The following is a 24,594-nucleotide window of genomic DNA, read 5'->3' as shown; positions in this document are numbered from 1 at the left end:
CTTGAACAAAGCCCGCCCTTGAGCGGGCTTTTTTTTGCCCGCGAAAAATCCCCAGCCCTTTGTTTATGCGCCTTCCATGCATTCCAGCAAATCCTGTGCATAAATAAATGCATTTACGCATTGACTGCATATGCATGAATGCATAATATGAGCCTCAAGCCGCGCAACAGCGGCTGCAAAGACGCTCTTTAGTGGCAAAGCAAAGGCAGCGATGAACCGGCCTCGACGGTTCAGAGGGTTGGCAACTGGCCCGGGTGTGCAGCGTAAAGCACCAGAAGCAGTTATCCGGCGGACAGGGTCGCGGTCGGAGGAACAATTTGAATGGGTCCGTACCGCACCAGTAGTGCCGAAAGACCAAGGTTTGCATTACTGAAAAGCCCGGGCGACCGGGCTTTTTGGAATGCCTGCCTAACGTGGGCCACCAACAGACAGGGACCCTTTGAAACATCGTTATCAGCCTTCTATCAACCGGCCATTTCGCTGGCCTCAATCCGCACGGGAGACGTGAATGACAAACGAGCAACAAGCGTTGCTGGACATGCCGATCTGGCTGGTCATCGTCCTGGCCCTGGTCGGTGGCGTTTCCGGCGAAATGTGGCGCGCCGACAAGGAGGGCGCCCGTGGCTGGTCGCTGCTGCGGCGCCTGGCGCTGCGCTCCGGGGCCTGCGTGGTCTGTGGGGTCTCGGCGATCATGCTGCTGTATGCCGCCGGCGTGTCGATCTGGACCGCCTGCGCCTTCGGTTGCCTGACCGCCATGGCCGGCGCCGACGTCGCCATCGGCCTTTATGAGCGCTGGGCGGCCAAGCGCATCGGGGTATGCGAACCGCCTTCCCGGGATTCCCATTCGGACCAGCCTTGACTCACCGGGCGGCTACCGCCCTCAACACGGTCGTGCGCCCCGGGCTTTCGCCGCCGGGGCCGCTTCGGCCTGATTCTGGAAGCAGACAATGAGCGTACTGACGCAGCTACCCGAGGCCATCACGTCCACGATCAAGACGGCCATGCCGCATCTGCACAAGGTCGAGGCATTTCCCGAGACCGTTGATGGCTCCGCCGAGACAGCGATCTACTTTGCAATCACCGGCATGGACCCGGGAGCTGATCCGGGCGACGGCCGTAGTTGCCTGCGGGCGACCTTCGAGGCCCGGGTGCGGGTTGACCCGAGCCTTGCGCAAGCCTCCTTGCAGGCGGTTGTTCTGGCAGCGCAGCTCATGGACCTGCTGCGTTGCCAGTACTGGAATCTTGATTCTGTCGATAGTGCGAAGGCGGTGTGGGCCAAACCAGCCGGCACGGCCGTGGATTCGGCGCCGAAAACCGAGTGGACCGTGCAATGGCAGCAGTCCATCTACCTGGGCCAGGAACAATGGCCCTGGCCCGATCAACCCCCGGGAACACTGGTATTGGGTTTCAGCCCCGACACCGGCCCCGGTCACGAGGGGCACTATCAGGCGCCGGAGCAGATGTCGTGAATTACGTCACCGCAACTCACGACCGAATGCTTTCTGGCCTGATCCTGCCTTGCGCTGTGGTCGGCGTGGACCTTGCCGCGGGCAGACTGCGGGTATCCGATGGCGCGGGCTGGACCAGCGCCTGGGTTCGCTGGCACAGCCAGGCCGCCGGCAAGGCCCGGCACTGGCGGGCGCCGAGCCTGGGGGAGCAGGGCGTACTGATCAGCCCCAGTGGCGAGCCGGCGCAGGGCACCTTCGTTCCCGGCCTATATGGCGATGCCGGTGCCCAGCCGGATAACCGCGAGCACGTCGAGGTCTGGCGCTTCGATGATGGCGGCTCGCTGGTCTACGACTGGCAGGCCAAGAGCTACAGCATCTCCCTGCCCAGCGGCACGGTGACGATTCAGGTCGGCACCAGTTCGGTCTTGGTGACGGACAGCAGCATTACCGGCAACGCCGACAGCATCACCCTGACGGGGGCAATCACCTTGAATGGCGAGGTGCAAATCAACGGTGCGAGCTTGAAGCACAACGGGGTGAATGTCGGCTCGACCCACATCCATCCAGCCGTGATGCCCGGCCCCGGAGCAACCGCTCCACCGCAGTGACGCCTTGGCGATCAACGCCGGCCACCCAACCTACAACCCCGATAAACCCGATCAATCTGCCGAATGCGGATTTTTTGTACCCGGAGAAAAGCATGGCAATCCCGAAAAAAAAGGCCGGCCGCACGGCCAACAGTGGCGCTGCGGTCTTTCGCGACACCCTCTACACCTCGCGCATTCTGATCCTGGCGGATGGCCGCGCGCTGTCGGTGGCCCAGGGCGAGGTATCGGTACCGGTCAGCGACACCCTCGCCCGAGACTACCTGGAGCAGCACCCGGACTTTCAGTTGCAGGAGTAACACGATGATCGGAATGGATCGCCGTACCGGCTTGCCGCTGTCCGGCATCGAGCATTTGCGGCAGTCCATCGAGGACATCCTGACCACGCCCTTGGGCAGCCGGCGGATGCTTCCTGAATACGGCAGCAACCTGCGCCGTTATGTCGACTTGCCGGTGACCGGTGGCTGGAAAAGCGCGGTTCAGGCAGAAGTCGCCCGGGCGCTGTTGCGCTGGGAGCCCCGCTTGAAGCTGGAGCGGGTAAAGGTTGTAGCGGTGGTGGAGGGCCAGGTCAGTTTCCAACTGACGGGCCGCTACCTGGGTAATGACGCGGTTTTGGAGGTGACGGCATGAGCATGCTGGATTTATCGGCACTGCCGGCGCCGCAGGTGCTGGAAACCCTGGATTTTGAAGCGCTGTATCAGGGCAAGCTGGCGACCTTTCGCCGCTATATGGGCGACAACTGGACGGCCAATCTGGAAAGCGATCCGGTCACCAAGCAACTGGAGCTGTCGGCCTACGGCGACATGCTGTTGCGGGCCCGGGTCAACGATGCGGCCAAGGCGCTGCTGCTGGCCCATGCCCAAGGCACGGACCTGGATCAGTTGGCCGCCAACGTCAACCTGCAGCGCCTGGTGATCCAGGCCGGTGACCTGCAAGCGGTACCGCCTGTGGCGCAGGTCAAGGAAGCCGACGACGCACTGCGCGAGCGTGTCCAACTGGCCTATGAAGGCCTGACCACCGCCGGGCCACGCAACAGCTACATCCTGCATGCCCGCAATGCCTCGGCCCGGGTGGCGGACGCCGAGGCCGAAAGCCCGTCACCGGCCTGCGTCACGGTTACGGTGATGAGCCTGGAAGGTGACGGCGCAGCGGCGCCGGAACTGCTGGCGACGGTCGCCGCGGCCCTCAATGACGAGGACGTGCGACCGCTGGGGGATCGGGTCACGGTGAACAGCGCCCAGATACTGCCGTATCGCATCGACGCGGTGCTGCACATGAAAGGGCCGGGCCCGGAAAGCGATGCCGCCCTGGCAGAGGCCGAGCGCAAGCTGGCCGCCTGGGTCAACCCACGCCGGCGCCTGGGCATCGAGGTGGCGCGTTCAGCCATAGATGCCCAGCTGCATGTGGCCGGCGTGGCCCGGGTTGAACTGCGGGGTTGGCAGGACATAGTCCCGAGCAAGGCCCAGGCCGCGTATTGCACCGGCTACAGCGTTACCTTGGGGAGCTGATATGACCAGCCTGCTGCCAAGCAACAGCACACTCTTGGAACGCGCCCTGGAGGCGACCAACAGCAGCGACACCGCCACCATGTTGCGCACCCTGTACAACCCCTCGACCTGCCCGGTGCACCTGCTGCCCCAGCTGGCCTGGGCCTGGTCGGTGGATCGCTGGGACCCGCGCTGGAGCGAGACGGTCAAGCGCAATGCCATTCGCGCCTCGTTCTTCATCCATGCCCGCAAGGGCACCATCGGCGCTTTGCGCCGTGTGGTGGAACCGCTGGGCTACCTGATTGAAGTGGTCGAGTGGTGGCAGATGGCTCCCGAAGGCGAGCCAGCCACCTTTGCCCTGAAAGTCGGGGTGCTGGATACCGGCATCACCGAACAGATGTACCAGGAACTGACCCGGCTGATCGATGACGCCAGGCCGGTGAGCCGGCACATGACGGGCCTTGCCATCAGCCTGGAAACCTCCGGTGTCATCGGTTACGGCGCTTATGTGGACCAGGGTGAAGTACTCGACGTTTACCCCCCGACCCCTCGCGATATTGAAGTGATCGGCCGTTACGGCCAGATCATGTGCATTGATGAAACAGACACCCTGGATGTGTACTCATGATCGATTCCAACAGTCAGTTCTTCGCCATCCTCACTGCGGTGGGCGAGGCGAAACAGGCCAACGCCACGGCCTTGGGCACGCCCTGGACCTTCAAGGAAATGGCGATCGGCGATGCCAACGGCACCGACCCCATCCCGAACAGAACCCAGACCAAGCTGATCAACGAATGGCGACGTGCCCCGGTCAATCAGGTGCGTACTGATCCGGCCAACCCCAACATCATCATCACCGAACAGGTGATTCCGCCTGATGTCGGCGGGCGCTGGATCCGTGAAATCGGCCTGCTCGATGCCGACGGCGACCTGGTGGCGGTGGCCAACTGCGCACCGAGCTTCAAGCCCCTGCTGGCCCAGGGTACCGGCAAGACCCAGGTCATCCGCATGAACTTCATCGTCGCCAACACTGCGCAGATCGTGTTGAAGATTGATCCGGCGGTGGTGCTGGCGACTCGTCAATATGTGGATGATTCCCTGGTGGCAGCCCTTCCGGCGGATAAGGTTGCCGGCGCTTATCGGCAAGTCACTATCGATAAGCGAGGCATAGTTGTCAGTGGCACCAACCCCACAACGCTATCCGGTTATGGCATTGCTGATGCATTTACCAAGTCAGAGACCAGTTCAGCCATACAGCTTTCAAAGGAGAGCATCGTAGCGGCGGCGCCTGTTGCACTCGACACACTAAAAAAGCTGGCTGGCGCAGTGGGCGATGACCCTGGCTTTTCAACGACAGTGACGAATGCGCTTGCCGGCAAAGCAGTAAAAGCCACCACTCTCGGTGGATATGGGATTACAGACGGGGTAACAAAAACTGACCTGGCGAGCGCAGTCAGCAATTTGCTTCCCACAACGGGTGGACGGTTGACGGGATCGGTATTGCTGTCGAGTGACAATAACGACTCGCCGGAGTTTGGCTGGGTGACGCCCACCTGTGACGCTCGCATGGATGTTCTAAATAACAACGTGAGGGTTTTTGCAAGTTATGGCGGTGAAACGTCAACACCGCTTCTTTTGAGTCTTGCCGACAGGACCGCCACCGTCTTTGGCAACTTGCTATGGAATGCTGGCAACTTTGACCCGACGCGAAAAGCAGACAAAGCGACCACGCTTGCAGGATATGGCATCACTGATGCTTTACCGGCGAATCGGCTGATCTACTCTCCAAATGCCCCTAAACCCACTGAGGGGGCGGTCGGTACGCTTTGGCTGCAATACGAGGAGCCATGATGAACTTCCACGTAAAACTGGATGGCGGTTACCGGCCTGGTGTCATGCCTTATGTAAAGCTTGCAGACGGCTGGCGAGAGGGTGCGGAACTGTTCATCAAAACCGAAAGTGGGTGGCGCACGGTCTGGCGGCGAACGTTTGTGTTTATCAACACGGTGGAGCGAGCAGGTGCGAGCATTTTTGAGCTCATGGGCAGTCCCGCCAGAGCCCGGAATTATCTCTTTATCAATCGCGCGATGATCTACGGCGGTGGCGCTGGATACTCACTGAGAACGGGTGTATTTCCCCCAGGCTCCACACTGAAAATCATCAATGAACACTACATCCGTGGTGCGGGCGGCGCGGGGGCTTATCCTCCTCGCCCTTTGCCAGGCGCTACAGCCTTTGTTCTGGATTACCCAGCAACGTTGGACAACCGTAACGGGTACATTTTCGGTGGCGGCGGGGGCGGTGGGGATGCCTATTGGCCCAACGTACTGCACACCGGCGGTGGCGGCGGCGCGGGGCGTCCTGGTGGCGTGGGTGGAGGGATGTATCAAGTCTCGACTTACGGCTATGGCTATCCAGCGGCCGGCACTTTGGATGCTGGCGGCGCTGGCGGCTGGTACACCGCCGGGTGGAATGGTGGTGCCGGCGGAGCACCGGGCAGCCCTGGTGTCGGCTCGTCCAATCCCGCTGGTGCTGGCGGTTATTCGATTGAGAAAAATGGCAACAACTTGATCTTTGAAGCGGGCAACAGCCCTGATCGAGTAAAGGGGAATATCTTGTGAATGGATTTAAAGTTCTCTCTGTGTCGGCGACCGCTGGCACCATGCTTGTCGACTGGGGCGATGTGACGCTGAACCACTACATACCCCAGGAGATTCTGACCACCCCCGACATCGATGCCGTGGCCTTGGCCCAAGTCATCGAGAGTATGCGCCCAGCTCCAGCTGTCGCCTTGGAGTTGCCTCAAGCACTCCACGCAATGGTTGAACCTTCCAGCCTTGGAGACGATGAGCGACTCTGGCGTGCCGCGCAGTTGACGACGGTGACCTGGCTGCGCGATCGCCATTACGATCAGCTTGAAATGAAGGTATCCACCAATCTTTCGGAGCAGCAGTTCAACGAGCTTCTGATGTACATGCAATCCCTACGCGACTGGCCCCAATCTCCACACTTTCCACAAACCGAACACCGCCCCGCAGCTCCATTCTGGATCGCCGAACAAACCCGATAAACGCCCCGCACCGCCGGGGCGTTTTCTTTCCCGCTTCCCACTAATCAATCATCCCTACGAGCCCCCTTCACCCGGGGCTTTTTCATGTCTGGAGTTTATCCATGAGTGGTTTTTTCCACGGCGTTACTGTCACCAACGTCGACACCGGCGCACGCACCATCTCGCTGCCCACGTCTTCGATCATCGGCCTGGTGGATACCTTCACCGAAGGCCCTGACTTCAGCGCCAAGGCCAACGACCTGCTGCTGATCACCAATGAGCGTGAGGCCATTGCGGCCTGGGGCCCGGACGCGGCCATCACCAAGGCCTGCCAGGCCATCTACCAGCGGGCCAAGGCGGTGATCGTCGCTTGCGGCGTGGCCAAGGTGGCGGATGCGGCCGAGCAGACCTCGGCGATCATCGGCGGGGTGCTGGCCGACGGCAAGCGTACCGGCCTGCAAGCCTTGCTGGATGGCAAGAGCCGTTTCAACGCCCAGCCGCGATTGCTGGTGACCCCCAAGCACAGCTCGACCCAGGCGGTCGGTACTGCGCTGGTGGCCCTGGCCGACAAGCTGCGTGGCCTGGCGATCATCGATGGCCCCAACAGCACCGACGAAGCGGCCATGGCGTATGCCAAGCACTTCGGCGCCAAGCGCGCCTACATGGTCGACCCGGGCATTCAGTACTGGGACAACGGCGCCAGCGCCACCGTCGATGCGCCGGCTTCGGCCTGGGTCGCGGGCCTGTTTGCCTGGACCGACAACGAGTACGGCTTCTGGGCCTCGCCGTCGAACAAGGAGTTTGTCGGCATCACCGGCACTGCGCGTGCCATCGAGTTCCTGGACGGCGATGAAACCTGCCGCGCCAACCTGCTGAACAACGCCAACATCACCACCATCATTCGTGATGAAGGTTTCCGCCTGTGGGGCAACCGCACGCTCTCCAGCGATCCGAAGTGGGCCTTTGTCACCCGGGTACGGACCATGGACATCGTCATGGACGCGATCCTCTACGGCCACAAATGGGCAGTGGACCGCTCGATCACCGCGACCTACGTCAAGGACGTCACCGAGGGCCTGCAGGCGTTCATGCGTGATCTGAAGAACCAGGGCGCGATCATCAACTTCGAGGTCTACGCCGACACCGAACTCAACACCGCCAGCCAGCTGGAGCAGGGCAAGGTGTACTGGAACATCCGCTTCACCGACGTGCCACCGGCCGAAAACCCCAACTTCCGCGTCGAGGTCACCAACCAGTGGCTGACCGAAGTCCTCGAACACACCGCTTAAGGAGCAGCAGCAATGGCAATGATTCCCGAAACCCTGGCGAACATGAACCTGTTCGTCGATGGCATCAGCTTTCAAGGCGACGTGCCGAGCCTGACCCTGCCCAAGTTGACCCTCAAGACCGAGGAACATCGGGTCGGCGGCATGGATGTGCCCGTCGAGCTGGACATGGGCATGGAGAAGCAGGAAGCCGGCTTCACCACCACCGGTGTGCGCCGCGAGTCGCTGAAGATGTTCGGCCTGGCCGATGGCAGCGGTTTCAACGGCGTGTTCCGTGGAGCCTTCAAGGGCCTCAAGGGCAAGGTCACGCCGGTGATCGTGACCCTGCGCGGCTTGCTCAAGGAAGTCGACATGGGCGATTGGAAATCCGGCGACAAGGCCGAGGTCAAGCACAACGTGGCCCTGACCTACTACAAGCTGGAAGTCGATGGTCGCTTGATCTACGAGATCGATGCCCTGGGCATGAAGCGCGTGATCAACGGCGTCGACCAACTGGCCGCGCAACGTTCTGCCCTGGGCCTGTAAGGAAAAAACATGTCTCAAGCAATCGACAAGACCCCGTCCTGGATGACCCTGAGCAGCGACAGCGTGGTGCTGGCGCTGAGCAAACCGGTGGAGATGAATGGCGTGGTCTGCGACAAGGTCACCTTGCGCGCCCCCACCGTGCGTGATGTGCGTGCGGCCAACTCCGGGGCTGCCGGCGATGATGAACAGCGCGAACTGATGCTGTTTGCCAGCCTGGCGCAAATCAGTGCCAAGGATCTGGAGGGCATGGCGCTCAAGGACTATCAGCGCCTGCAGGCCGGCTATTTTCGCCTGGTGCAAGACGACGAGCTTTGACCCTGCGGTGATGAAGATGGCGGCGAAGCGGCTCGCCAGCGAGCTGCATTTCGCCGCCGAGGAAATCATGACCATGAGGTTTTCCGACATGGTCTGGTGGCTCACGGATTGAGCCCGTCACCCAAGGAGCAGGAGAAGCAGATGGCGAACAAGCTGGAATCAGGGCTGGTGGTGGTGGGTACCGCCCTCAGTTCGACGTGGGACGCCGCCTTCAAGACGGTGGAAGGCCGGATCAAGCAACTGGAGCAGCAGGGCAGCAAGGCCAGGGTACTGGAAAAGACCATTGGCCAGACCCTGCGCCTGCAGGATGAATGGAAAAAGGCCCATGACACCGGTGCTGCTTCTGCCGCCGGGCTGTTGCGCCGGTTGGAACAGAGCCGTGATGGCCTGCGCCAGCAAGGTGTGCAGGTACATAAACTGCGTCAGGAATATCAGGCGCTGGGTAAGGTGGCCCGGGGCTCCGCTCTGCAGGCCCGGGGGCACCAGCAGATCGACCAGGGCAAGGCCGACTTCAAGGCGGCGTATGGCTTGGCCAAGGACGGGGTCGGCAAGCTGGCCATTCCGGTCAAGATCAATGCCGACTATCAGGCGCTGATCCGTGACATCGCTATCAAGGCCGGTGTGGCCAATCAACCTCAGGAAGCGCAGCTGAGCCGCAGCGTCGTTCAGACTTCACGGAATACGGGAATGGCCCGCAACGAGGTGGCGGCTCTGGTGGGGCAGATGACTGCCAAGGGCATGTCGCTGGACAAGGCGCAAGGTTACGCGGGGCTTGCGGCCAGGTTCGCGGTGGGGCAGGGCGCGGGTATCGAAGATACGTCGAACCTGATGCGGGCCCTTGAGCTGAAGGCCGGGATCAGCGACCCCAAGGTCATGGAGCAGGCCCTGGAGGCCATCGCCCTGCAGGGGCAGGCGGGCAACTTCGAGGCTGCCGACATGGCGCGCTTGCTCCCGGCGCTGCTCGAGAGCGCGAGCGGGGAGGGGCTCACCGGCATGGATGCGGTGAGCCAGCTGGGCTCGATGCTGCAAGTGCAGATGAACACCGCGGGCGGTGCTGATCAGGCCGCCGGTCAACTGCAGAACTGGATCGAGAAAATCGGTTCCAGTGAGGCGGTCAAGGCTTACGAAGATGCCGGCATTGATTATCAGGCGTCGCTGAACACCGGTATCCAGAAGGGTATGTCGAGCCTGGAGGCGAGCTTTGCCCTGGCCATGCGCTATGTCAGGGCCATCGACCCGGCCAAGGCCGCGAAGATGGCCGAGGCCCAGGCGCAGATCAGCAAGGAAACCGATCCGGCGAAGGCCAAGTCCATGCTCGAGGCTCTGGAAGAGTCCCTGCGTACCGGTGACCTGTTCACCGATATGCAGATCAAGGCGGCCTTGCTGGCTCACACCCAGGGCCGGCAGCAATACGAGCAACTGAAGAAGGACTCGTTGAGTGCTTCGGGGGTTATCGACAAGAACCTGGCCGAGCGTCGGCAAGCCTCCGCCCAGCTGTGGAAGGAAACCGCGCAGGCGGTCGACGGTGGCATGCTTGCCGTGGGGAAGGCCCTGCAACCGGCCACGGATCTGGTGGCCCAAAGCATCACGCTGGTGGTCGGCAAGCTGACCGAACTGGCGGAGAAGGCACCCTCATTGGTACTGGGGGTGACTGCCCTGGGCGCCACTTATGTCGCGGTGAAAAAGCTGATGGCTGTCTACACCATTGGCAAGGGCCTGCTGAATGTCGCTCGAGGTTCACTGCAGGTTGGCCGCAAAATGGCGAAGCGCTCCTCTGGTGGCACTGCGAGCGGTATCGACTGTTGTGCGCCCATGCTCGATTGCGGCCCGGACAAAAAACGCCGCAAGGGCCGTGGCGGGCGCAAGACGCCCAGGCGCGAGCCTCGTTCGAGGGGCATGGGCAGCAAAGGCTTCAAGAGCCCTTTGACGCCCAGCGGCCTGGAGAGAGTGGCCAGAGGGGCTGCCACCTCTGGTGCCGTAATGAAAGGCGCCGGTTCCCTGGCCAAGGGAGTCGCGCCCTTGCTCAAGGGCGGTGCGATCCTTTCGGTGCTCGGTGCAGGCTTCCAGGTGGCGGACACTTACCTGAATGCCCAGACCCAGGATGAAAAAGCCGAAGGCTACGGCGAGGCGGCGGGCAATCTTGCTGGCGCCGCCGCGGGTGCAGCAGCAGGGGCGGCCATTGGCTCCGTGGTGCCGGTGATCGGCACGGTGATTGGCGGGCTGGTGGGCGGCGCCCTGGGTGCCTGGGGCGGTTCGGCCGCCGGTGGCGCCTTGGGTAAAAAGCTGTTCGGCTCCGACGAGTCGCTCAAGCACTTGCCCGCCGCCGGTCCACTGATGATGCGCAACGCTGGACAGAACATCCCGCCGGTCATGGGCGATATCGCCAAATCCTTCCAGAAAGGCCAGACGCCCCCGCTGATGGGGCAGGCGGCGCGCTCGATGCTCAGCCCATCGTCGTCTGCTGCGGCGCCGGCCACGATCACCGCGCCGGAGTCGCTCAAACCCCAGGTACCTCCAGTCATCGAGCAGCAGTTCAGCTTCGCGCCCTACTTGTCGATCTCGGTCCAGGGTGATGTGCGCGACCCCGCGCAACTGGCCCGGGAACTGGAACCCCACCTGCGCTGGCAGTTCGACGAGTTCAGCCGCCAGGCTGCCGCTCGCCAGCTGTTCGACGCCGCACACGTTTAAGGAGATCGCATGGCTTACATGGAGCAGCTGCAATCGGGGCTGGGTTCCCTGGTGGCGGCAGCGGAAGCGGGGCGGCGCAGTGCTGATGAAATGCTCGGGCCCATGAACGGTGCCATCAGCGACATCAGCGGCGCCGCCCTGGAGCTTGAAAGCCTGCCCGTTGTCGGGCCGGAGCTGGGCGCCAAACTGCAACGCACGATGCGCAGTATCGGTGCGGCGCAGTCGGTGGTGGGGGAAGTCGCGGCCAAGTACAGCCAGGCAGTGACCGTGGCCGGGCAGATGCAGCAGCGTCTTGGCGCCCTGCAGGAACAGGTGGCCAAGGCCGGCGCGGCAATCAATCGGATCGGCGGGCAGATCAGTCCTTCCCTGGGCAACATCTTCCCGACCGCCGCATTTGCCGAACAGACCACTCCGGCGGCCGAGGCGGTGAAGCCCTTCGCGCACCTGTTGATCCTGCAACCGCTCGGGGCGGGCGCCCAGCCTTACTACTTCAACGTCGATACCGCAGCCTTCGAGGAGCTGCGCCGGCAGAGCGGATTCCGCTGGGCCGGTCAGGAGCGCCTGAGCCGCAGTGTCGCCCAGCAGGCGGTGGGCCAGGGTGAAGAGCGGATCTCTCTCAAAGGCACGGTGTTTCCCGGGTTCAAGGGCGGCCTGGGGCAGTTGCAGACCTTGCGCAGCATAGGGCGGCGCTTGCAGCCGCTGAGCCTGACCACCGGCTACGGCGAAGTGCTGGGCACCTGGTGCCTGACTAGCATCGAGGAAGATCAGAGCCACCTGCTGGCCGGCGGTATCCCGCGCAAACAAGGTTTTTCATTGGAGTTCGTAAGCTATGGCGACGACTTGCAGAACGTCTGACGGGGATCTGCTCGATACCTTGTGTTACCAGTATTACGGCCACCTCAACGGCTGTGTCGAGGCGGTGCTGGATGCCAACCAGGGCCTGGCCGATGAGCCACAACCCTTTCGGGCCGGGGTACTGATCCTGTTGCCGGATCTGCCGATTCGGGCCGAGGCGATGGTTCAGCTATGGGACTGACCTTGCATCCAATCAACAGACCCCGTCGTGTACGGGGTCTTCATTTTCTGGAGCACGGAGCATGACCCCAGTCTTTCGCATCCTGGCCGATGGCCGGGATATTACGGCGCAGATCAACGACCGGCTGCTGACGCTGCGAACCTCGGATAAACCGGGAATGGAGTCGGACGAGTTTGAACTGCGTATTGATGACCGCGACTCGGCGGTTGCGCTGCCCAGTCGTGGCGCCAGCATTGAAATATTCCTCGGCTACGCCGGCCAGACACTGACCCGGCTGGGGCGCTACACGGTGGATGAAGTGGTGGTGAGCGGGCCGCCGGATTCGATCGAGATCCGCGGCAAGGCCAGCGACATGCGCGGCAGCGGCAAGACCACCCGCAGCGGCAGTTGGGAGAACGTGGCGTTGGCGCAGATTGTCCGCGACCTGGCGGCCCGCAACGGCTGGACGCCCATCTGCCCCGTCACCACCAAGGTGCTGCGGATCGACCAGCTCAACGAGTCCGACTTCAACTTCATCACCCGCCTGGCCCGGCAGTACGACTGCACCGCCAAGGTGGCCGAAGGCAAGTTGCTGGTGCTGCCTCGTCAGGCCGGGTTGAGTGCCAGCGGCAAGGCCCTGGGCGTGGTCACCCTCAGCCGTGGCGACGTTAGCCGCTATCAGTTCCGCCTGAGTGACAGCAGCACCCACAAGGCGGTGCAGACCCGGCATCAGGACAAGAAGAGCGGCACGCTCAGGGTGATCGACCTGGGCAACAGCGACTCACCGGACAGCGTACCGGCAGTGCATACCGATCGGCACCTGTACCCCAACAAGTCCGCCGCCGAGCAGGCGGCCAAGGCCCGTTTGGCCGCCTTCAACCGCAGCAACGCCAACGTCCGTCTGGAGATGCCGGGGCGCACCGACCTGTTCGCCGAGCGCCTGATCAATGCCCAGGGCTTCAAGCCCGGTCTGGATGGCGAGTACCTGGTGGACTCGGTGGAGCAGATGTTCAACCCGTCCGGGTGGAGCACCACGGTCGAATGCAACGGCGGCAAGCAAGGCAAAGCCAAGGCCAAGGCCAAGAAAAACACCGCCAAAAAACCACTCAGGGTGGTGCAGCTTTAAACCCTTCAACGGCGCCGCGAGCATTCTCGCGAACTGCTCATTCGGATCGTCTCCGATCCAGCATTCACTCCCTTTCAACCCACGCGGAAAACCCGCAGGAGTATTCATGAATCCAGGCATCAGCAGCCCGGCCTCGAAGCGAGGCATCCGGCATTTTTTTCAGGGATTGATCGCGGGCTGCACCCTGTTGCTGGCAACCGCAGCCCATGCCGAGCCCTTTGTTCTGGCCTACACCGACGGTCAGGTCGAAGCGTCCTACAGCAATCTGCAAGCGTTCTACCGCAACCTATCTGCCGTCGGTCTGGGCAGTACTTACGGGCTGACGGTCACCGGCCAGTTACATCAGGAGGGGATGAACGAAACCACCGAAAACATCATCCGCTTCGCCCAGTCCAAGTCCCTGCCGCTGTATCCGACCGTCTCCGACTACAACGAAGGCATTGGTGATTTCGACCCGGCGATTTCCCACTCCATCGTCAACGACAAAACCTTGAGTGCCGGCAGCATCAAGCAACTGGTGACGCTGGCCAAGGAGGGCGGTTTTGCCGGCATCAACCTGGACTTCGAAAAGGTCGAACCGAGGAATGCCAAGGCCTTTTCCGCCTATGTCAAAGCCCTGGGCAACGCCCTGCATGCCAGCAACAAGAAGCTGATCATCAGCATCCCGCCCAAATCCAGCGACCGCGAGCCCGAGTACCTCCAAGGCTACGACTACAAGGCCCTGGGCGCGGCCGTGGATTACTTCCAGGTCATGACCTACGACCAGGTCGGGCCGGGCTGGAGCAGCGGCGGCTTCCACGATGAAGTCTGGCCCGGCCCCGAGTCGGGCGCCGACTGGCAGCAGGCGCTGCTCAGCTACGCCGTGTCGCGAGTCGCGCCGAGCAAGGTCCTGGCGGGGCTCCCGGCTTACGGTCAGGACTACAGCATTGGCAATCGGGTGCACTGGTCGGCTTACCAGGAAGTGATTACCGAGCATCGCGCCGCTACCCATCTGGACGCCGCTTCGGCCACGCCTTACGCCACCTGGGGCCCAGTGCAGAGCTTCGCCGATGGCGTGGAATGGACCCAGGAGCGGGCACAACCGGTGCTCTGGTACGACGATGCCAAGAGCATCAGGACCAAGGCTGCGTTGGTCGCCAAGCTGGGGCTGGGTGGTACCAGTATCTGGGCCATGGGCTATGAAAATGCCGAGTTCTGGACGGCGGTTCAGGCTGGTCTCAAAGGCGGTCAGGCGTTGCTGCCTGCCGGGCTGGAGTGACCCTGGCCGGTGTCCATCGAGCTTGCATGCACCGAAAACCAGGAGCCTCTCTATGAAACTCACCGCTGTTCTCACTCAGTTGCAAACCCAGTGTCCCAGCCTTGCTGAGCGCATCATTGTTGGCGTCAACCTCGACACCCTGAGCAGCACTTCGCCCGCTGTTCCCGCCGCCTACGTCGCTCCGCTGAACGATCTGGCCACCGCCAATACGGCCCAGAACGCCCACCGCCAGATCATCCGCGACCGCTTCGAAGTCGCCTTGCTCCTCGACGCCAGCAACCCACAACAAGCCCTCGACCAGCTCCACGACCTGCGCGCCGAACTCTGGCGTGCCCTGGTCGGTTTCAAACCCGGCGCCGAGTACAACCCGATCCAATACGACGGCGGTGAACTGGTGTCGCTCGACGCCACCCGCCTGCTCTACCGCCTGCGCTTCTTCGCCGAGTTCCAGCTGGGCCGCAATCTGCCCAGTCAGCCGGCGGAAACCTGGCATGAGCGTGAACTCGACGGCTTGCCGTCCTTGACCGGGGTCACGGTGCGGGTCGATGCCATCGATCCGGCGGACCCCAATCTGCAACGCCCAGGGCCCGACGGGCGCCTGGAGCTGACTTTTTCAGGAGAGCTGAAGCAATGAGCAAACGCATCACCGTGCTGCCGGTTGCCGGCCGCGCCGTACCGGACCCGGAAGCAGGCGATCTGCTGCCCGCTTCCGGCCGTGAAGTGTCGGACAGCGCCTGGTGGCGCCGGCGTCTGGCCGATGGCGATATCACTAGCAAAGCCGTGAAAGCGGCGAAATCTCAAGGAGCCAAATAATGGCGATCGGTTTCAGCAATATCCCGACGGACATCCGTGTGCCGCTGTTCTACGCCGAGATGGACAATTCGGCGGCCAATAGCGCGTCCTCGGCCATGCGCCGTCTGATCGTCGCCCAGGTCAACGACAACCAGGCCGGCGATGACCTCGGCAAGCTGGTGCTGGTGTCCAGCGTGGCCCTGGCCAAGAGCATCGGCGGGCAAGGTTCGATGCTCGCTTCGATGTACGAAACCTGGCGCAAGACCGACCCGGTGGGCGAGATCTGGTGCCTGCCGCTGCACAGCACCGAGGGCAGCGTGGCCAAGGCCGAGCTGAAGATCAGCGGTAGCGCCGGCGCCGCCGGCCTGCTCAATCTGTACGTCGGTGGGGTGCGGGTGCAAGCCTCCATTGTCAGCGGCGCCAGTGCCGCACAAGCGGCCAGCGCCCTGGCCTTGAAGGTCAACGCTGCAGTAGATCTGCCGGTGACCGCCACCGCGGCCGAGGGCACTGTGACCCTGAACGCCAAGTGGACCGGCGACAGCGGCAACGACATCAGCCTGCAACTCAATCGCCTGGGCAAGAGCGATGGCGAAGAGACCCCGGCGGGCCTGACCCTGGTGCTGGGCAAGATGGCCGGTGGCACCGGTGTGCCGGATCAGGTCGCGGCGCTGGCCGCCCTGGGCGACGAGCCGTTCGAGTTCATCTGCATGCCCTGGACCGATACCGCCAGCTTGAATGCCTGGCAAACGGTGATGGACGACAACACCGGCCGCTGGTCCTGGGCCAAGCAGCTGTTCGGCCATGTCTACAGCGCCAAGCGCGGCACCGTCGGCACCCTGGTGGCGGCCGGCCAGGCACGCAACGACCAGCACATCACCATCCAGGCCCTGGAAGGCGGCGTGCCGCAACCGGTGTGGGTCCAGGCCGCCGCCCTGGCGGCGCGGACTTCGGTGTTCATCTCCGCCGATGCCAGCCGCCCGACCCAGAGCGGCAGCCTGCCGGGCGTCGACCCGGCGCCGGCCAGCGAGCGCTTCACCCTCACCGAGCGCCAGTCGCTGCTGAGCTACGGCATCGCCACCGCCTACTACGAAGGCGGCTACATGCGTATTCAGCGGGCGATCACCACCTACCAGAAGAACGCCTACGGCCAGGCCGACAACTCCTACCTGGACAGCGAAACCATGCACCAGTCGGCGTTCATCGTGCGCCGCCTGCAAAGCGTGATCACCAGCAAATACGGGCGCCACAAGCTGGCTGCCGACGGCACTCGTTTCGGCGCCGGCCAGCCGATCGTCACCCCGAGCACCATTCGCGGTGAGCTGATTGCCCAGTACGCCAAGCTGGAGCTGGAGGGCCATGTGGAGAACGCCGAGCTGTTCGCCGAGCACCTGATCGTCGAGCGCGATGTGCAGGACCCGAGCCGGGTCAACGTGCTGTTCCCGCCGGACTACATCAACGGCCTGCGAGTGTTCGCGCTGCTCAACCAATTTCGCCTGCAGTACGACGCGGCGGCCTGAGCCGGACCTGCATCGCTGCGCTTTTTCAGCCCGCCTTGAGCGGGCTTATTTTTTGGGAGAAACAACATGGGTCAACTGATCGCGGGCACCTGCTACGTCAAAGTGGACGGCGCTCAACTGACCATCAGCGGCGGCTGCGAAGCACCACTGATGGCCGTCAAGCGGGAAACCGTGGTTCCGGGCTTCTACAAGGAAACCGACCTCACGCCGTCGTTCAAAGTCACCGCGCTGCACACCCCGGACTTTCCGCTCAAGCAACTGATCGAAGGCGTCGACATGACCGTCACCTGCGAGTTCGCCAACGGCAAGGTCTACGTACTGGCCGGTGCCTACCTGGTGGACGAGCCTATTGCCAAGGGCGACGACGCCAGCATCGAGCTGAACTTCGAAGGGCAGAAGGGGACCTGGCAATGAGCAACACGGTGAAGCTGCAGGTGCCCATCGAGGCCCACGGCGAGCCGCTGGCCGAACTCAGCCTGCGCCGCCCGACGGTGCAGGAAGTGCGAGCGATCAAGGCGCTGCCGTACAAGATCGACAAGAGCGAAGAAGTCAGCCTCGACATGGACGTCGCGGCCAAATACATCGCGGTCTGCGCCGGCATTCCACCGTCCTCGGTGAACCAGCTCGACCTGGTGGACCTCAACGCCTTGAGCTGGGCGGTGGCGAGTTTTTTCATGAGTGCGGCATCGCAGCCATCGCCGACCTGATCGCTGTCGCCTATGACCTGGCCTGGTTCTGGAAGGTTGACCCCGAACAGATGATGGCCAGGCCACTGGATGTGCTCCGCGAATCCCTGGAGCACGCGCAACGGATCAATGCGATGCAGCAGGTGCAGTGATGGCAGACACACAAACCGTAGAGAAGAAGTCGGTGCTGTTGACCGGCATAGACCAACTGTCACCCAAACTCGTCGCCCTTCAAGGCAAGGTCGACTCGTTCAAGAAAAACCTTGAGCAGACCGGGCTGGGCAAGCTGGATATCAGCGGGCTGTTCAAGGGCGGCAGCCTGATCACCCCGTTTCTGGACGGGATCAAGGCCTGCGATGCGTTCAAGGGCAAGCTGGCCGAAGTCGCCGACTCCAGCGCGCCGGCTGATGCGGCCAAAGGCATGAATGTATTCAGTCAGTCGATGGCCAAGGTGTCCTCGGCCATTGATACTGCACTGGCGCCGGCAGTGGGGGCGCTGGTGGTCGGTCTGGAACCCATGCTCAACAGCGTGGCAACACTGCTCGATGACAACCCGAAGCTGGTTGAGGGGCTGGCGATGGGCGCCATTGCCTTCTCGGCGATGCAAACCGCCGTGACCGGGGCGACCCAGGTGATTGACCTGATGGGCACGGTGGCCAAGGCCAACCCGGTGATGTTGATTGCCATGGGCATTGCTCTGGCAGCCGGGGTGATCATTGCCAACTGGACGCCGATCTCGGCCTTTTTCGTCAGCCTCTGGGAGGGCGCAAAGAATCTTGCAGCGCAGGCGCTGGAGGGGCTGAAAACTCTGTTCAGTTGGACGCCTCTGGGCATGCTGATCGGCAACTGGGGCGCGATCACGGTGTTCTTTGCCGGGCTCTGGGAAAGTATCAAGGCGATGACGGCTTCGGTCGTTGGCTTCCTCAAAGAAGTGTTCTCCTGGTCACCTCTGGGACTGATCATCGATAACTGGGCTGGGTTGACGGGCCTGTTCGCATCCATCTGGGAGTCGCTCAAGGCCTTGACGGTACCGGCGATGGCCTTTCTAAAAGGCCTGTTCGACTGGGTGCCGATGGACATGATCAACAAGAGCTGGGGCGCGGTCACCGGCTTCTTCGCGTCGATCTGGGGAGCGTTGCAAACGGGCATCCAGGCGATCAAAACGGTGTTCCAGACGCTGTTCGACTTTTCTCCGTCCGTGTTGCTTTACAACAACTGGGGGGCTGTCAGCAGCTTCTTCAGCTCGATCTGGGCGGCGCTGCAACCGGGTATCGATGCGATCAAGAAAGTCCTGCAAACGCTATTCGATTTCTCTCCGCTGGTGGTTCTTTACAACAACTGGGGCGCGGTTACGGGCTTTTTCAGTTCGATCTGGGCCGAGCTGCAACCGGGTATCGACTCGATCAGGAAGGCCATCGAGGCCCTGTTCGACTGGTCGCCGATGGAGCTGATCATGAGCAACTGGGCGCCCATCGCCGATTGGTTTTCCGGGCTGTGGAGCCAGCTTCAAGCGCTGATGGTGCCGATCAAGGAGCTGTTCGAGGGCGGCTTCGGAGGGTTGATTGCCACTGTCAACGGCAAGGTCGAAGGCTTTACCGAGGCGCAAAAGCAGATCAACGCCGAGGGTAAAGGCGGGCTGGCATCACCCTTTGCCGCAACCCAGGGCAGCTCGCTGACCCAGAACTCCAGTGCTCTGATCCAGCAGAACGCCGCCAACAACCGCACGCAACTCGAAGGCGGGTTGACCCTGCGTTTCGAAAACGCTCCGGCGGGCCTGCGTGCCGAACAGGCCAAGACCAATCAACCAGGCCTGAACGTGGCTTCGACCCTGGGCTATCGCTCACTTTCCCTAGGAGGTTCCAATGGCGGATAACTGGCGTGATCGTTTGTTGCCCGCATCCTTTCGCGGCGTGCCGTTCTGGGTCGACCAGGCGAAAACCCCGGTGGGGCAGAAAGGCCAGTTGCACGAGTACCCGCAGCGTGACCAGCCCTTCTTCGAGGGGCTGGGACAGCAGGCGAAAATCCACGACCTGACGGCCTTCATCGTCGGCGCCGATTGCCTGGAGCAGCGCGACAGGCTGCTCAAGGCCCTGGAGGAGGGCAGCGGCGAGCTGGTGCATCCGTGGCTTGGACGGATGCAGGTCAAGGTCGGCGAGTGCGAGATGACCCAGAGCCGCCAGGATGGTGGCCTGGTGACCTTCAGCCTGAAGTTCTACCCGGACCAGCCGCTGCGCTTTCCTTCGGCGGTGGTCAACACCCAGCAGCAGGTGCTGGTGGCCAGCGATACCTTGCTGGGCTCGGCGGTGCTGCGGTTCGAGTTCGCCACCAACCTGATCAAGCAGGCGCGGATCGGCGTGGATGCGCTGCGCAAGGGATTGACCGAGGTGCACGCGGTCATCGAACACGAGTTCAAGCCGCTGATCGAGTTGTATGGCGACCTCAACACCCTGGTCAAGGCGGTCAAGGAAATACCCAAGGAGCTGAGCACGGAGTTCAAGGGGTTGCTGGAGGATGTACGCGGACTCAAGGATTTTGCCCGCACCGGCTATCGGCAGATGCTCGCCGATATTTCCCAGCAGGTGGAGGCGGCCAGGCGCATCGATGCGCCCAAGCTGACCACCGGCAAGGACACCACCGCGGCGGCCGAGGCGGTAGCGAACCTGGTCCAGGATGCGTTGCTGGTGCAGATCGCCCGGTTGGTGTCGGCCTTGCCGGTGGCCACCCCGGTGGTCAAGCTCAAGAGCACGCCGCCCCTGGCGCAGCAGGCCAGCCAGCCGGTGCAGCGCCTGGAGGTGCCGGTGGCCGACGATGTACTGGCCCTGCGTGACCAGCTCAACGAAGTGATCTGGCAAGCCGCGCTCAAGGCCGACCCGATGCATTACCAGGCGCTCAACACCCTGCGCCAGCAATTGCAGGGCCACCTCAATGCAGTGGCTTCATCGGGGGTGCGGCTGGTCAGTCTCAGCCCCAAAAGCAGCATGCCGGCGCTGGTCCTGGCTTATGAGCGGTTTGCCGATGCGACGCGGGTCGGTGAAGTGGTACAGCGCAACCGGGTGGCCCATCCGGGCTTCCTGCCGCCGGCCGATCTGCAGATTGCGCGGGAGTGACCCATGGACGAACTGGCAAATATCGTCACCCTGACGGTGGACGGGCTGGACTACAGCGGCTGGAAAAGCGTGGAGATCACGGCAGACCTGGAGCGCCAGTTCCGCACCTTCAGCCTCAACATCACCTGGCAATGGCCGGGGCAGGATGGGCAGGTGCGGATCCGCCCGGGCGCTCGCTGCCAGGTGCGCATCGGCTGCGACCTGGTGCTCACCGGGCATGTCTACAAGGCGCCGGTCAGTTATGACGGCAGGCAGATCAGCCTGAGCATCCAGGGCAGCTCCCTGACCCAGGATCTGGTGGATTGCGCGGCCATCAACCGGCCGAGCCAGTGGCGCCAGCAGGATGTGCTGAGCATCGTCCGCGCCCTGGCCGGCTCTTACGGGGTGGGAGTGCGCAGCGAGATTGCACCCACCAGCAAGTTGCACACCCACAGCATCGTGCCGGGGGAGACGGTGTTTGCCTCCATCGACCGCTTGTTGACCTTGTACCGGGTGTTCTCCACCGATGACGCCGACGGCTACCTGCTGCTGGCGGCACCGGGCAGCGGCGGGCGCGCCAGCGATGCCCTGGAGCTGGGCAAGAACATTCTTTCGGCCAATGCAGCGATGGATTTTTCCGCGGTGTTTTCCGAGTACCGGGTGATCGGCCAGCACAAGGGCAGCGACCAGAGCAGCGGTGTCGCGGTCTGCGAGGTGTCCGGCCAGGCCAGCGATGCCCGGGCTTCGCGCAAACGGGTGACGGTGATCAACGAGGCGGCGCAACTGAGTGCGGAACTGGCTCAGCAGCGGGCTGACTGGGAGTGCGGCACCCGCACCGGCAAGGCGCTGACCACCACCTATCAGGTGCAGGGCTGGCGCCAGAGCAATGGTGATTTGTGGCGACACAACACGTTGGTGCGGGTCATCGACCCGGTGCTGGGTTTCGACCAGGACATGCTGATCTCCAAGGTCACCTGGTCGCTGTCCGACCAGGGCTCCATCACCACCTTGCAGGTGGCGCCGCCGCAGACCTTCGATGCCAACCCGACACCCGAAAAAAACTGAAACCTGCGCCCAACCGCAGGAGCCGGCTGGCCGGCGAAGGCACCCGGCACGAAACCGCGCAATCCCTGTTCGCCGGCAAGCCGGCTCTTCTCCCCCCAAGGAACCCAGCATGAGCCTACTGACACGCCTGTTGGCGCGGGGCACCGTGGTGCTCGCCCATTCGGCCAACAAATTGCAATCGCTGCAAATGCGCCTCACCGCCGGCGAGGTCAACGACGACATGGAGCATTTCGAGCCTTACGGTTTTACCAGCAACCCCCTGGCCGGCGCCGAGGGCATCGCCACCTTCCTCGGCGGCGATCGCTCCCATGGAGTGGTGCTGGTGGTGGCCGACCGGCGCTATCGCCTCAAGGCCCTGGCCGCCGGTGAAGTGGCGATCTACACCGACGAGGGCGACAAGATTCACTTCAAGCGCGGGCGGGTCATCGACATCGACACCGCCACCTTGAATATCCGCGCCAGCAGCGGCGTCATCATCGACAGCCCGACCCTGAGCATGAGCGGCAAGATCGTCTCCCAGGGCGATCAGGTCGCCGCCGGCATCAGCCAGATCAACCACGTCCACAGCGGCGTGCAACCCGGCCCGGGGCAGACCGGCGCGCCGGTGGGAGGTTAAGCATGTTCGCCACTTATGACCTGAAGAACGCCCTGACCCGGGCTGTGGAAATCAGCCTGTTCACCTGGCGCCGCGCCGCCGATGACGACGCCCTGGATGACGACCAGCGCTACGGCTGGTGGGGCGACAGTTTTCCCAGCGTGGCCGACGACCGTATCGGCTCGCGGCTGTGGCTGTTGCGCCGGGTCAAGCTGAGCCGGCAGACCCAGCTCGATGCCGAGTTCTATGCCCGCGAGGCCCTGCAGTGGCTGATCGACGATGGTCATTGCAACGCTGTCGAGATCCTCAGCGAACGCCTCGATGCCCAGCGCCTGAACCTGCGCACGGTGCTGATCCTGGCCGACGGCGAACGTCTGGACCTCAACCCCATTCACAGTTGGCAGGTGACCTATGCCGTTTGAAACCCCTTCGCTGCCGGTGCTGATTCAGCGCACCCAAAGCGACCTGGCCAGCGATTCGCTGCGCCAGTCCGATGCCCAAGTGCTGGCCCGCACCCTGAGCGGCGCCGCCTTTGGCCTGTATGGCTACCTGGATTGGATCGCCGAGCAGATCCTTCCGGACAAGGCCGATGAGTCGACCCTGGAGCGCATCGCCGCGCTGCGCCTGAACCAGCCGCGCAAGACCGCCCAGGCGGCCAGTGGCAGCGTCAGTTTCACCGCGGCAGCCGGTGCCGTGCTGGATCTCGGCATCCTGTTGCAAAGCAGCGACGGTCGCAGCTACACAGTGACCGCCGCGCGCACCACCAGCGCAGGCCTCAACAGCACCACGATCCAGGCCGTCGACGGCGGTACCCTGGGCAATGCCGATGCCGGCCTGGAGCTGACCGCGGTGCAGCCGGTGCAGGGCATCAGCAACTCGTTCACCGTCCTGGCCCCGGGCCTGAGCGGTGGCGTGGCCCGGGAAAGCCTCGAATCCCTGCGCTCGCGGGTGATCCGTTCCTATCGGATCATTCCCCATGGCGGCTCGGCGGACGACTACGAAACCTGGGCCATGGAGTGCCCGGGCATCACCCGTGCCTGGTGCCGGCGCAATTACCTGGGGCCGGGCACCGTGGGCTTGTTCGTCATGCGTGACGACGACCTGCAGCCGATTCCCAACGCCGAGCAACTGGCGCAGGTCCAGGCCTATATCGAGCCGCTGCGCCCGGTCACCGCCGAGGTGCATGTGCTGGCCCCGGTGATGCTGCCGGTGACCTACACGTTGCGCCTGACCCCCGACACCAGCGCGGTGCGCGCCGCCGTCGAGAGCCAGTTGCGCGACCTACACAGCCGCGAGGCCGGCCTGGGCCAGACCCTGTTGCTCAGCCATATCCGCGAAGCCATCAGCAGCGCCACCGGCGAGCAGGATCACCAACTGTTGGCGCCCTTGGCCGATGTGCCGGCGGCGAATAATCAGTTGCTGGTATTCGGAGGTTGCCAATGGCTGCAATAAGAAGCGCCACCCAGTACCAGGGCCAGCTGCGCAGCCTGCTGCCCAGCGGCCCGGCCTGGGACCCGGAACGGGTGCCGGAGCTTGAACGGGTGTTGCAGGGCATCTCCCAGGAGCTGGCGCGCATCGACGCCCGGGCCGTGGACCTGCAAAACGAAATGGACCCGGCCAGCGTCAGCGAACTGGTGGCGGATTGGGAAAAGGTCATGGACCTGCCCGACCCCTGCCTGGGGCTGACCCCGCTGTTCGAAGACCGGCGCCTGGCCGTGCGCCGGCGTCTGTTGGCAGTGGGCAGCCAGCGCGCCGCCTACTTCGTCGAAATCGCCCGCAGCCAGGGCTATCCCAATGCCAGCGTCACTGAGCTGAGTACCCCGCGCATGGGCCGCTCACGCTTTGGTCACGCGCATTTCGGCACCTGGCGGGCGAACTTCATGTGGACCCTCAATACCGGCGGCCGCCTGCAACTGGGCCGGCGCTTCGGCGCCAGCTATTGGGGCGAACGTTTTGGCATGAACCCGGGCAGCGCCCTGGAGTGCCTTGTCCATCGCAGTACGCCGGCTCATACACAGGTGTACATCAACTATGACTAGAGAGGACAGGAA

30 protein-coding genes are annotated in these 24,594 nt (G+C 63.2%); all 30 read left to right on the top strand.

From position 1 onward, the window contains the following. Nucleotides 1-508 precede the first annotated feature (508 nt). The 30 genes from M2395_RS15270 to M2395_RS15125 all read left to right on the top strand — a co-directional run bounded on the left by M2395_RS15270 (nucleotide 509) and on the right by M2395_RS15125 (nucleotide 24,582). A complete protein-coding gene (locus tag M2395_RS15270) occupies nucleotides 509-859 on the top strand; it encodes a phage holin family protein (RefSeq protein ID WP_011059558.1) in 351 nt (116 codons plus the stop codon). A gap of 88 nt (nucleotides 860-947) precedes the next feature. Further along, nucleotides 948-1,469 (top strand): hypothetical protein, encoded by a 522-nt coding sequence (locus M2395_RS15265; protein ID WP_041751978.1) that lies wholly within the window; start codon nucleotides 948-950, stop codon nucleotides 1,467-1,469. Next, entirely contained in the window at nucleotides 1,466-2,056 is a 591-nt protein-coding gene (locus tag M2395_RS15260; RefSeq protein WP_041751979.1) for a phage baseplate assembly protein V, read from the top strand. Before M2395_RS15265 ends, M2395_RS15260 begins: the two co-directional genes overlap by 4 nt. Before the next feature lie 92 nt (nucleotides 2,057-2,148). Beyond that, on the top strand, nucleotides 2,149-2,352 hold the full coding sequence (locus tag M2395_RS15255) for a hypothetical protein (RefSeq protein WP_015634348.1): 204 nt from the start codon (nucleotides 2,149-2,151) through the stop codon (nucleotides 2,350-2,352). Between the two features lie 4 nt (nucleotides 2,353-2,356). Further along, nucleotides 2,357-2,683, top strand: coding sequence for a GPW/gp25 family protein (locus M2395_RS15250; RefSeq protein ID WP_015634349.1), 327 nt, complete (start codon nucleotides 2,357-2,359; stop codon nucleotides 2,681-2,683). Then, on the top strand, nucleotides 2,680-3,561 hold the full coding sequence (locus M2395_RS15245; RefSeq protein WP_053149296.1) for a baseplate J/gp47 family protein: 882 nt from the start codon (nucleotides 2,680-2,682) through the stop codon (nucleotides 3,559-3,561). The genes M2395_RS15250 and M2395_RS15245 overlap by 4 nt, the downstream gene beginning before the upstream one ends. Before the next feature lies 1 nt (nucleotide 3,562). Continuing rightward, complete coding sequence (locus M2395_RS15240) at nucleotides 3,563-4,168, top strand: phage tail protein I (protein WP_015634351.1); 606 nt, start codon at nucleotides 3,563-3,565, stop codon at nucleotides 4,166-4,168. Then, nucleotides 4,165-5,391 (top strand): phage tail protein, encoded by a 1,227-nt coding sequence (locus tag M2395_RS15235; protein WP_015634352.1) that lies wholly within the window; start codon nucleotides 4,165-4,167, stop codon nucleotides 5,389-5,391. The genes M2395_RS15240 and M2395_RS15235 overlap by 4 nt, the downstream gene beginning before the upstream one ends. Continuing rightward, nucleotides 5,391-6,161: a hypothetical protein gene (locus tag M2395_RS15230; protein WP_134532553.1), complete on the top strand. Its 771-nt coding sequence runs from the start codon at nucleotides 5,391-5,393 to the stop codon at nucleotides 6,159-6,161. Before M2395_RS15235 ends, M2395_RS15230 begins: the two co-directional genes overlap by 1 nt. Continuing rightward, nucleotides 6,158-6,610, top strand: coding sequence for a phage tail assembly chaperone (locus M2395_RS15225; RefSeq protein ID WP_134532557.1), 453 nt, complete (start codon nucleotides 6,158-6,160; stop codon nucleotides 6,608-6,610). The genes M2395_RS15230 and M2395_RS15225 overlap by 4 nt, the downstream gene beginning before the upstream one ends. A gap of 101 nt (nucleotides 6,611-6,711) precedes the next feature. Next, nucleotides 6,712-7,878, top strand: a complete 1,167-nt coding sequence (locus tag M2395_RS15220; protein ID WP_015634354.1) for a phage tail sheath family protein — start codon at nucleotides 6,712-6,714, stop codon at nucleotides 7,876-7,878. 12 nt (nucleotides 7,879-7,890) lie between these two features. Continuing rightward, nucleotides 7,891-8,400, top strand: coding sequence for a phage major tail tube protein (locus tag M2395_RS15215; protein ID WP_015634355.1), 510 nt, complete (start codon nucleotides 7,891-7,893; stop codon nucleotides 8,398-8,400). A gap of 9 nt (nucleotides 8,401-8,409) precedes the next feature. Further along, on the top strand, nucleotides 8,410-8,715 hold the full coding sequence (locus M2395_RS15210) for a phage tail assembly protein (protein ID WP_015634356.1): 306 nt from the start codon (nucleotides 8,410-8,412) through the stop codon (nucleotides 8,713-8,715). A 141-nt stretch (nucleotides 8,716-8,856) separates the two neighbouring features. Further along, nucleotides 8,857-11,403: a phage tail tape measure protein gene (locus M2395_RS15205; protein ID WP_015634357.1), complete on the top strand. Its 2,547-nt coding sequence runs from the start codon at nucleotides 8,857-8,859 to the stop codon at nucleotides 11,401-11,403. Between the two features lie 9 nt (nucleotides 11,404-11,412). Further along, nucleotides 11,413-12,258, top strand: a complete 846-nt coding sequence (locus tag M2395_RS15200) for a phage tail protein (protein ID WP_077933422.1) — start codon at nucleotides 11,413-11,415, stop codon at nucleotides 12,256-12,258. Beyond that, nucleotides 12,233-12,439, top strand: coding sequence for a tail protein X (locus M2395_RS15195; protein WP_077933423.1), 207 nt, complete (start codon nucleotides 12,233-12,235; stop codon nucleotides 12,437-12,439). The genes M2395_RS15200 and M2395_RS15195 overlap by 26 nt, the downstream gene beginning before the upstream one ends. A 61-nt stretch (nucleotides 12,440-12,500) precedes the next feature. Next, the gene (locus M2395_RS15190) at nucleotides 12,501-13,544 is read left to right on the top strand and encodes a phage late control D family protein (RefSeq protein WP_077933424.1); all 1,044 of its coding nucleotides are present in this window, start codon (nucleotides 12,501-12,503) and stop codon (nucleotides 13,542-13,544) included. 106 nt (nucleotides 13,545-13,650) lie between these two features. Next, complete coding sequence (locus M2395_RS15185) at nucleotides 13,651-14,802, top strand: glycosyl hydrolase family 18 protein (RefSeq protein WP_077933425.1); 1,152 nt, start codon at nucleotides 13,651-13,653, stop codon at nucleotides 14,800-14,802. Between the two features lie 52 nt (nucleotides 14,803-14,854). After that, nucleotides 14,855-15,436 (top strand): hypothetical protein, encoded by a 582-nt coding sequence (locus M2395_RS15180; RefSeq protein ID WP_077933426.1) that lies wholly within the window; start codon nucleotides 14,855-14,857, stop codon nucleotides 15,434-15,436. Beyond that, nucleotides 15,433-15,615, top strand: coding sequence for a DUF2635 domain-containing protein (locus M2395_RS15175; RefSeq protein WP_011059562.1), 183 nt, complete (start codon nucleotides 15,433-15,435; stop codon nucleotides 15,613-15,615). The genes M2395_RS15180 and M2395_RS15175 overlap by 4 nt, the downstream gene beginning before the upstream one ends. Then, the gene (locus M2395_RS15170; protein ID WP_077933427.1) at nucleotides 15,615-17,111 is read left to right on the top strand and encodes a phage tail sheath subtilisin-like domain-containing protein; all 1,497 of its coding nucleotides are present in this window, start codon (nucleotides 15,615-15,617) and stop codon (nucleotides 17,109-17,111) included. The genes M2395_RS15175 and M2395_RS15170 overlap by 1 nt, the downstream gene beginning before the upstream one ends. Before the next feature lie 66 nt (nucleotides 17,112-17,177). Further along, nucleotides 17,178-17,525, top strand: a complete 348-nt coding sequence (locus M2395_RS15165) for a phage tail tube protein (protein ID WP_011059564.1) — start codon at nucleotides 17,178-17,180, stop codon at nucleotides 17,523-17,525. Beyond that, entirely contained in the window at nucleotides 17,522-17,818 is a 297-nt protein-coding gene (locus M2395_RS15160) for a phage tail assembly protein (protein WP_011059565.1), read from the top strand. Before M2395_RS15165 ends, M2395_RS15160 begins: the two co-directional genes overlap by 4 nt. A gap of 130 nt (nucleotides 17,819-17,948) precedes the next feature. Next, entirely contained in the window at nucleotides 17,949-19,670 is a 1,722-nt protein-coding gene (locus tag M2395_RS15155) for a phage tail protein (RefSeq protein WP_077933428.1), read from the top strand. Next, nucleotides 19,660-20,904, top strand: coding sequence for a DNA circularization protein (locus M2395_RS15150; RefSeq protein WP_077933429.1), 1,245 nt, complete (start codon nucleotides 19,660-19,662; stop codon nucleotides 20,902-20,904). Before M2395_RS15155 ends, M2395_RS15150 begins: the two co-directional genes overlap by 11 nt. Nucleotides 20,905-20,907: 3 nt before the next feature. Further along, nucleotides 20,908-21,948, top strand: a complete 1,041-nt coding sequence (locus M2395_RS15145) for a phage baseplate assembly protein (protein ID WP_077933430.1) — start codon at nucleotides 20,908-20,910, stop codon at nucleotides 21,946-21,948. A 109-nt stretch (nucleotides 21,949-22,057) separates the two neighbouring features. Next, on the top strand, nucleotides 22,058-22,564 hold the full coding sequence (locus tag M2395_RS15140; protein WP_011059569.1) for a phage baseplate assembly protein V: 507 nt from the start codon (nucleotides 22,058-22,060) through the stop codon (nucleotides 22,562-22,564). A 2-nt stretch (nucleotides 22,565-22,566) separates the two neighbouring features. Next, the gene (locus tag M2395_RS15135; RefSeq protein ID WP_077933431.1) at nucleotides 22,567-22,965 is read left to right on the top strand and encodes a phage GP46 family protein; all 399 of its coding nucleotides are present in this window, start codon (nucleotides 22,567-22,569) and stop codon (nucleotides 22,963-22,965) included. After that, on the top strand, nucleotides 22,955-23,995 hold the full coding sequence (locus M2395_RS15130; RefSeq protein ID WP_077933432.1) for a baseplate J/gp47 family protein: 1,041 nt from the start codon (nucleotides 22,955-22,957) through the stop codon (nucleotides 23,993-23,995). The genes M2395_RS15135 and M2395_RS15130 overlap by 11 nt, the downstream gene beginning before the upstream one ends. After that, a complete protein-coding gene (locus M2395_RS15125; RefSeq protein ID WP_077933433.1) occupies nucleotides 23,983-24,582 on the top strand; it encodes a YmfQ family protein in 600 nt (199 codons plus the stop codon). Before M2395_RS15130 ends, M2395_RS15125 begins: the two co-directional genes overlap by 13 nt. The last annotated feature ends 12 nt before the right edge of the window (nucleotides 24,583-24,594 follow it).

It is taken from the genome of Pseudomonas sp. BIGb0176, from assembly GCF_024810175.1.
GTDB lineage: Bacteria > Pseudomonadota > Gammaproteobacteria > Pseudomonadales > Pseudomonadaceae > Aquipseudomonas > Aquipseudomonas protegens.
This window is presented reverse-complemented; position numbering and strand designations above follow the sequence as displayed.

What these genes read in the sequence shown, in the direction of transcription:
- M2395_RS15270 (WP_011059558.1), top strand. Translation starts at nt 509, where the DNA reads ATGACAAACGAGCAACAAGCGTTGCTGGACATGCCGATCTGGCTGGTC.
- M2395_RS15265 (WP_041751978.1), top strand. Translation starts at nt 948, where the DNA reads ATGAGCGTACTGACGCAGCTACCCGAGGCCATCACGTCCACGATCAAG.
- M2395_RS15255 (WP_015634348.1), top strand. Translation starts at nt 2,149, where the DNA reads ATGGCAATCCCGAAAAAAAAGGCCGGCCGCACGGCCAACAGTGGCGCT.
- M2395_RS15250 (WP_015634349.1), top strand. Translation starts at nt 2,357, where the DNA reads ATGATCGGAATGGATCGCCGTACCGGCTTGCCGCTGTCCGGCATCGAG.
- M2395_RS15245 (WP_053149296.1), top strand. Translation starts at nt 2,680, where the DNA reads ATGAGCATGCTGGATTTATCGGCACTGCCGGCGCCGCAGGTGCTGGAA.
- M2395_RS15240 (WP_015634351.1), top strand. Translation starts at nt 3,563, where the DNA reads ATGACCAGCCTGCTGCCAAGCAACAGCACACTCTTGGAACGCGCCCTG.
- M2395_RS15235 (WP_015634352.1), top strand. Translation starts at nt 4,165, where the DNA reads ATGATCGATTCCAACAGTCAGTTCTTCGCCATCCTCACTGCGGTGGGC.
- M2395_RS15230 (WP_134532553.1), top strand. Translation starts at nt 5,391, where the DNA reads ATGAACTTCCACGTAAAACTGGATGGCGGTTACCGGCCTGGTGTCATG.
- M2395_RS15220 (WP_015634354.1), top strand. Translation starts at nt 6,712, where the DNA reads ATGAGTGGTTTTTTCCACGGCGTTACTGTCACCAACGTCGACACCGGC.
- M2395_RS15215 (WP_015634355.1), top strand. Translation starts at nt 7,891, where the DNA reads ATGGCAATGATTCCCGAAACCCTGGCGAACATGAACCTGTTCGTCGAT.
- M2395_RS15210 (WP_015634356.1), top strand. Translation starts at nt 8,410, where the DNA reads ATGTCTCAAGCAATCGACAAGACCCCGTCCTGGATGACCCTGAGCAGC.
- M2395_RS15205 (WP_015634357.1), top strand. Translation starts at nt 8,857, where the DNA reads ATGGCGAACAAGCTGGAATCAGGGCTGGTGGTGGTGGGTACCGCCCTC.
- M2395_RS15200 (WP_077933422.1), top strand. Translation starts at nt 11,413, where the DNA reads ATGGCTTACATGGAGCAGCTGCAATCGGGGCTGGGTTCCCTGGTGGCG.
- M2395_RS15195 (WP_077933423.1), top strand. Translation starts at nt 12,233, where the DNA reads ATGGCGACGACTTGCAGAACGTCTGACGGGGATCTGCTCGATACCTTG.
- M2395_RS15190 (WP_077933424.1), top strand. Translation starts at nt 12,501, where the DNA reads ATGACCCCAGTCTTTCGCATCCTGGCCGATGGCCGGGATATTACGGCG.
- M2395_RS15185 (WP_077933425.1), top strand. Translation starts at nt 13,651, where the DNA reads ATGAATCCAGGCATCAGCAGCCCGGCCTCGAAGCGAGGCATCCGGCAT.
- M2395_RS15180 (WP_077933426.1), top strand. Translation starts at nt 14,855, where the DNA reads ATGAAACTCACCGCTGTTCTCACTCAGTTGCAAACCCAGTGTCCCAGC.
- M2395_RS15175 (WP_011059562.1), top strand. Translation starts at nt 15,433, where the DNA reads ATGAGCAAACGCATCACCGTGCTGCCGGTTGCCGGCCGCGCCGTACCG.
- M2395_RS15170 (WP_077933427.1), top strand. Translation starts at nt 15,615, where the DNA reads ATGGCGATCGGTTTCAGCAATATCCCGACGGACATCCGTGTGCCGCTG.
- M2395_RS15165 (WP_011059564.1), top strand. Translation starts at nt 17,178, where the DNA reads ATGGGTCAACTGATCGCGGGCACCTGCTACGTCAAAGTGGACGGCGCT.
- M2395_RS15160 (WP_011059565.1), top strand. Translation starts at nt 17,522, where the DNA reads ATGAGCAACACGGTGAAGCTGCAGGTGCCCATCGAGGCCCACGGCGAG.
- M2395_RS15155 (WP_077933428.1), top strand. Translation starts at nt 17,949, where the DNA reads ATGGCAGACACACAAACCGTAGAGAAGAAGTCGGTGCTGTTGACCGGC.
- M2395_RS15150 (WP_077933429.1), top strand. Translation starts at nt 19,660, where the DNA reads ATGGCGGATAACTGGCGTGATCGTTTGTTGCCCGCATCCTTTCGCGGC.
- M2395_RS15145 (WP_077933430.1), top strand. Translation starts at nt 20,908, where the DNA reads ATGGACGAACTGGCAAATATCGTCACCCTGACGGTGGACGGGCTGGAC.
- M2395_RS15140 (WP_011059569.1), top strand. Translation starts at nt 22,058, where the DNA reads ATGAGCCTACTGACACGCCTGTTGGCGCGGGGCACCGTGGTGCTCGCC.
- M2395_RS15135 (WP_077933431.1), top strand. Translation starts at nt 22,567, where the DNA reads ATGTTCGCCACTTATGACCTGAAGAACGCCCTGACCCGGGCTGTGGAA.
- M2395_RS15130 (WP_077933432.1), top strand. Translation starts at nt 22,955, where the DNA reads ATGCCGTTTGAAACCCCTTCGCTGCCGGTGCTGATTCAGCGCACCCAA.
- M2395_RS15125 (WP_077933433.1), top strand. Translation starts at nt 23,983, where the DNA reads ATGGCTGCAATAAGAAGCGCCACCCAGTACCAGGGCCAGCTGCGCAGC.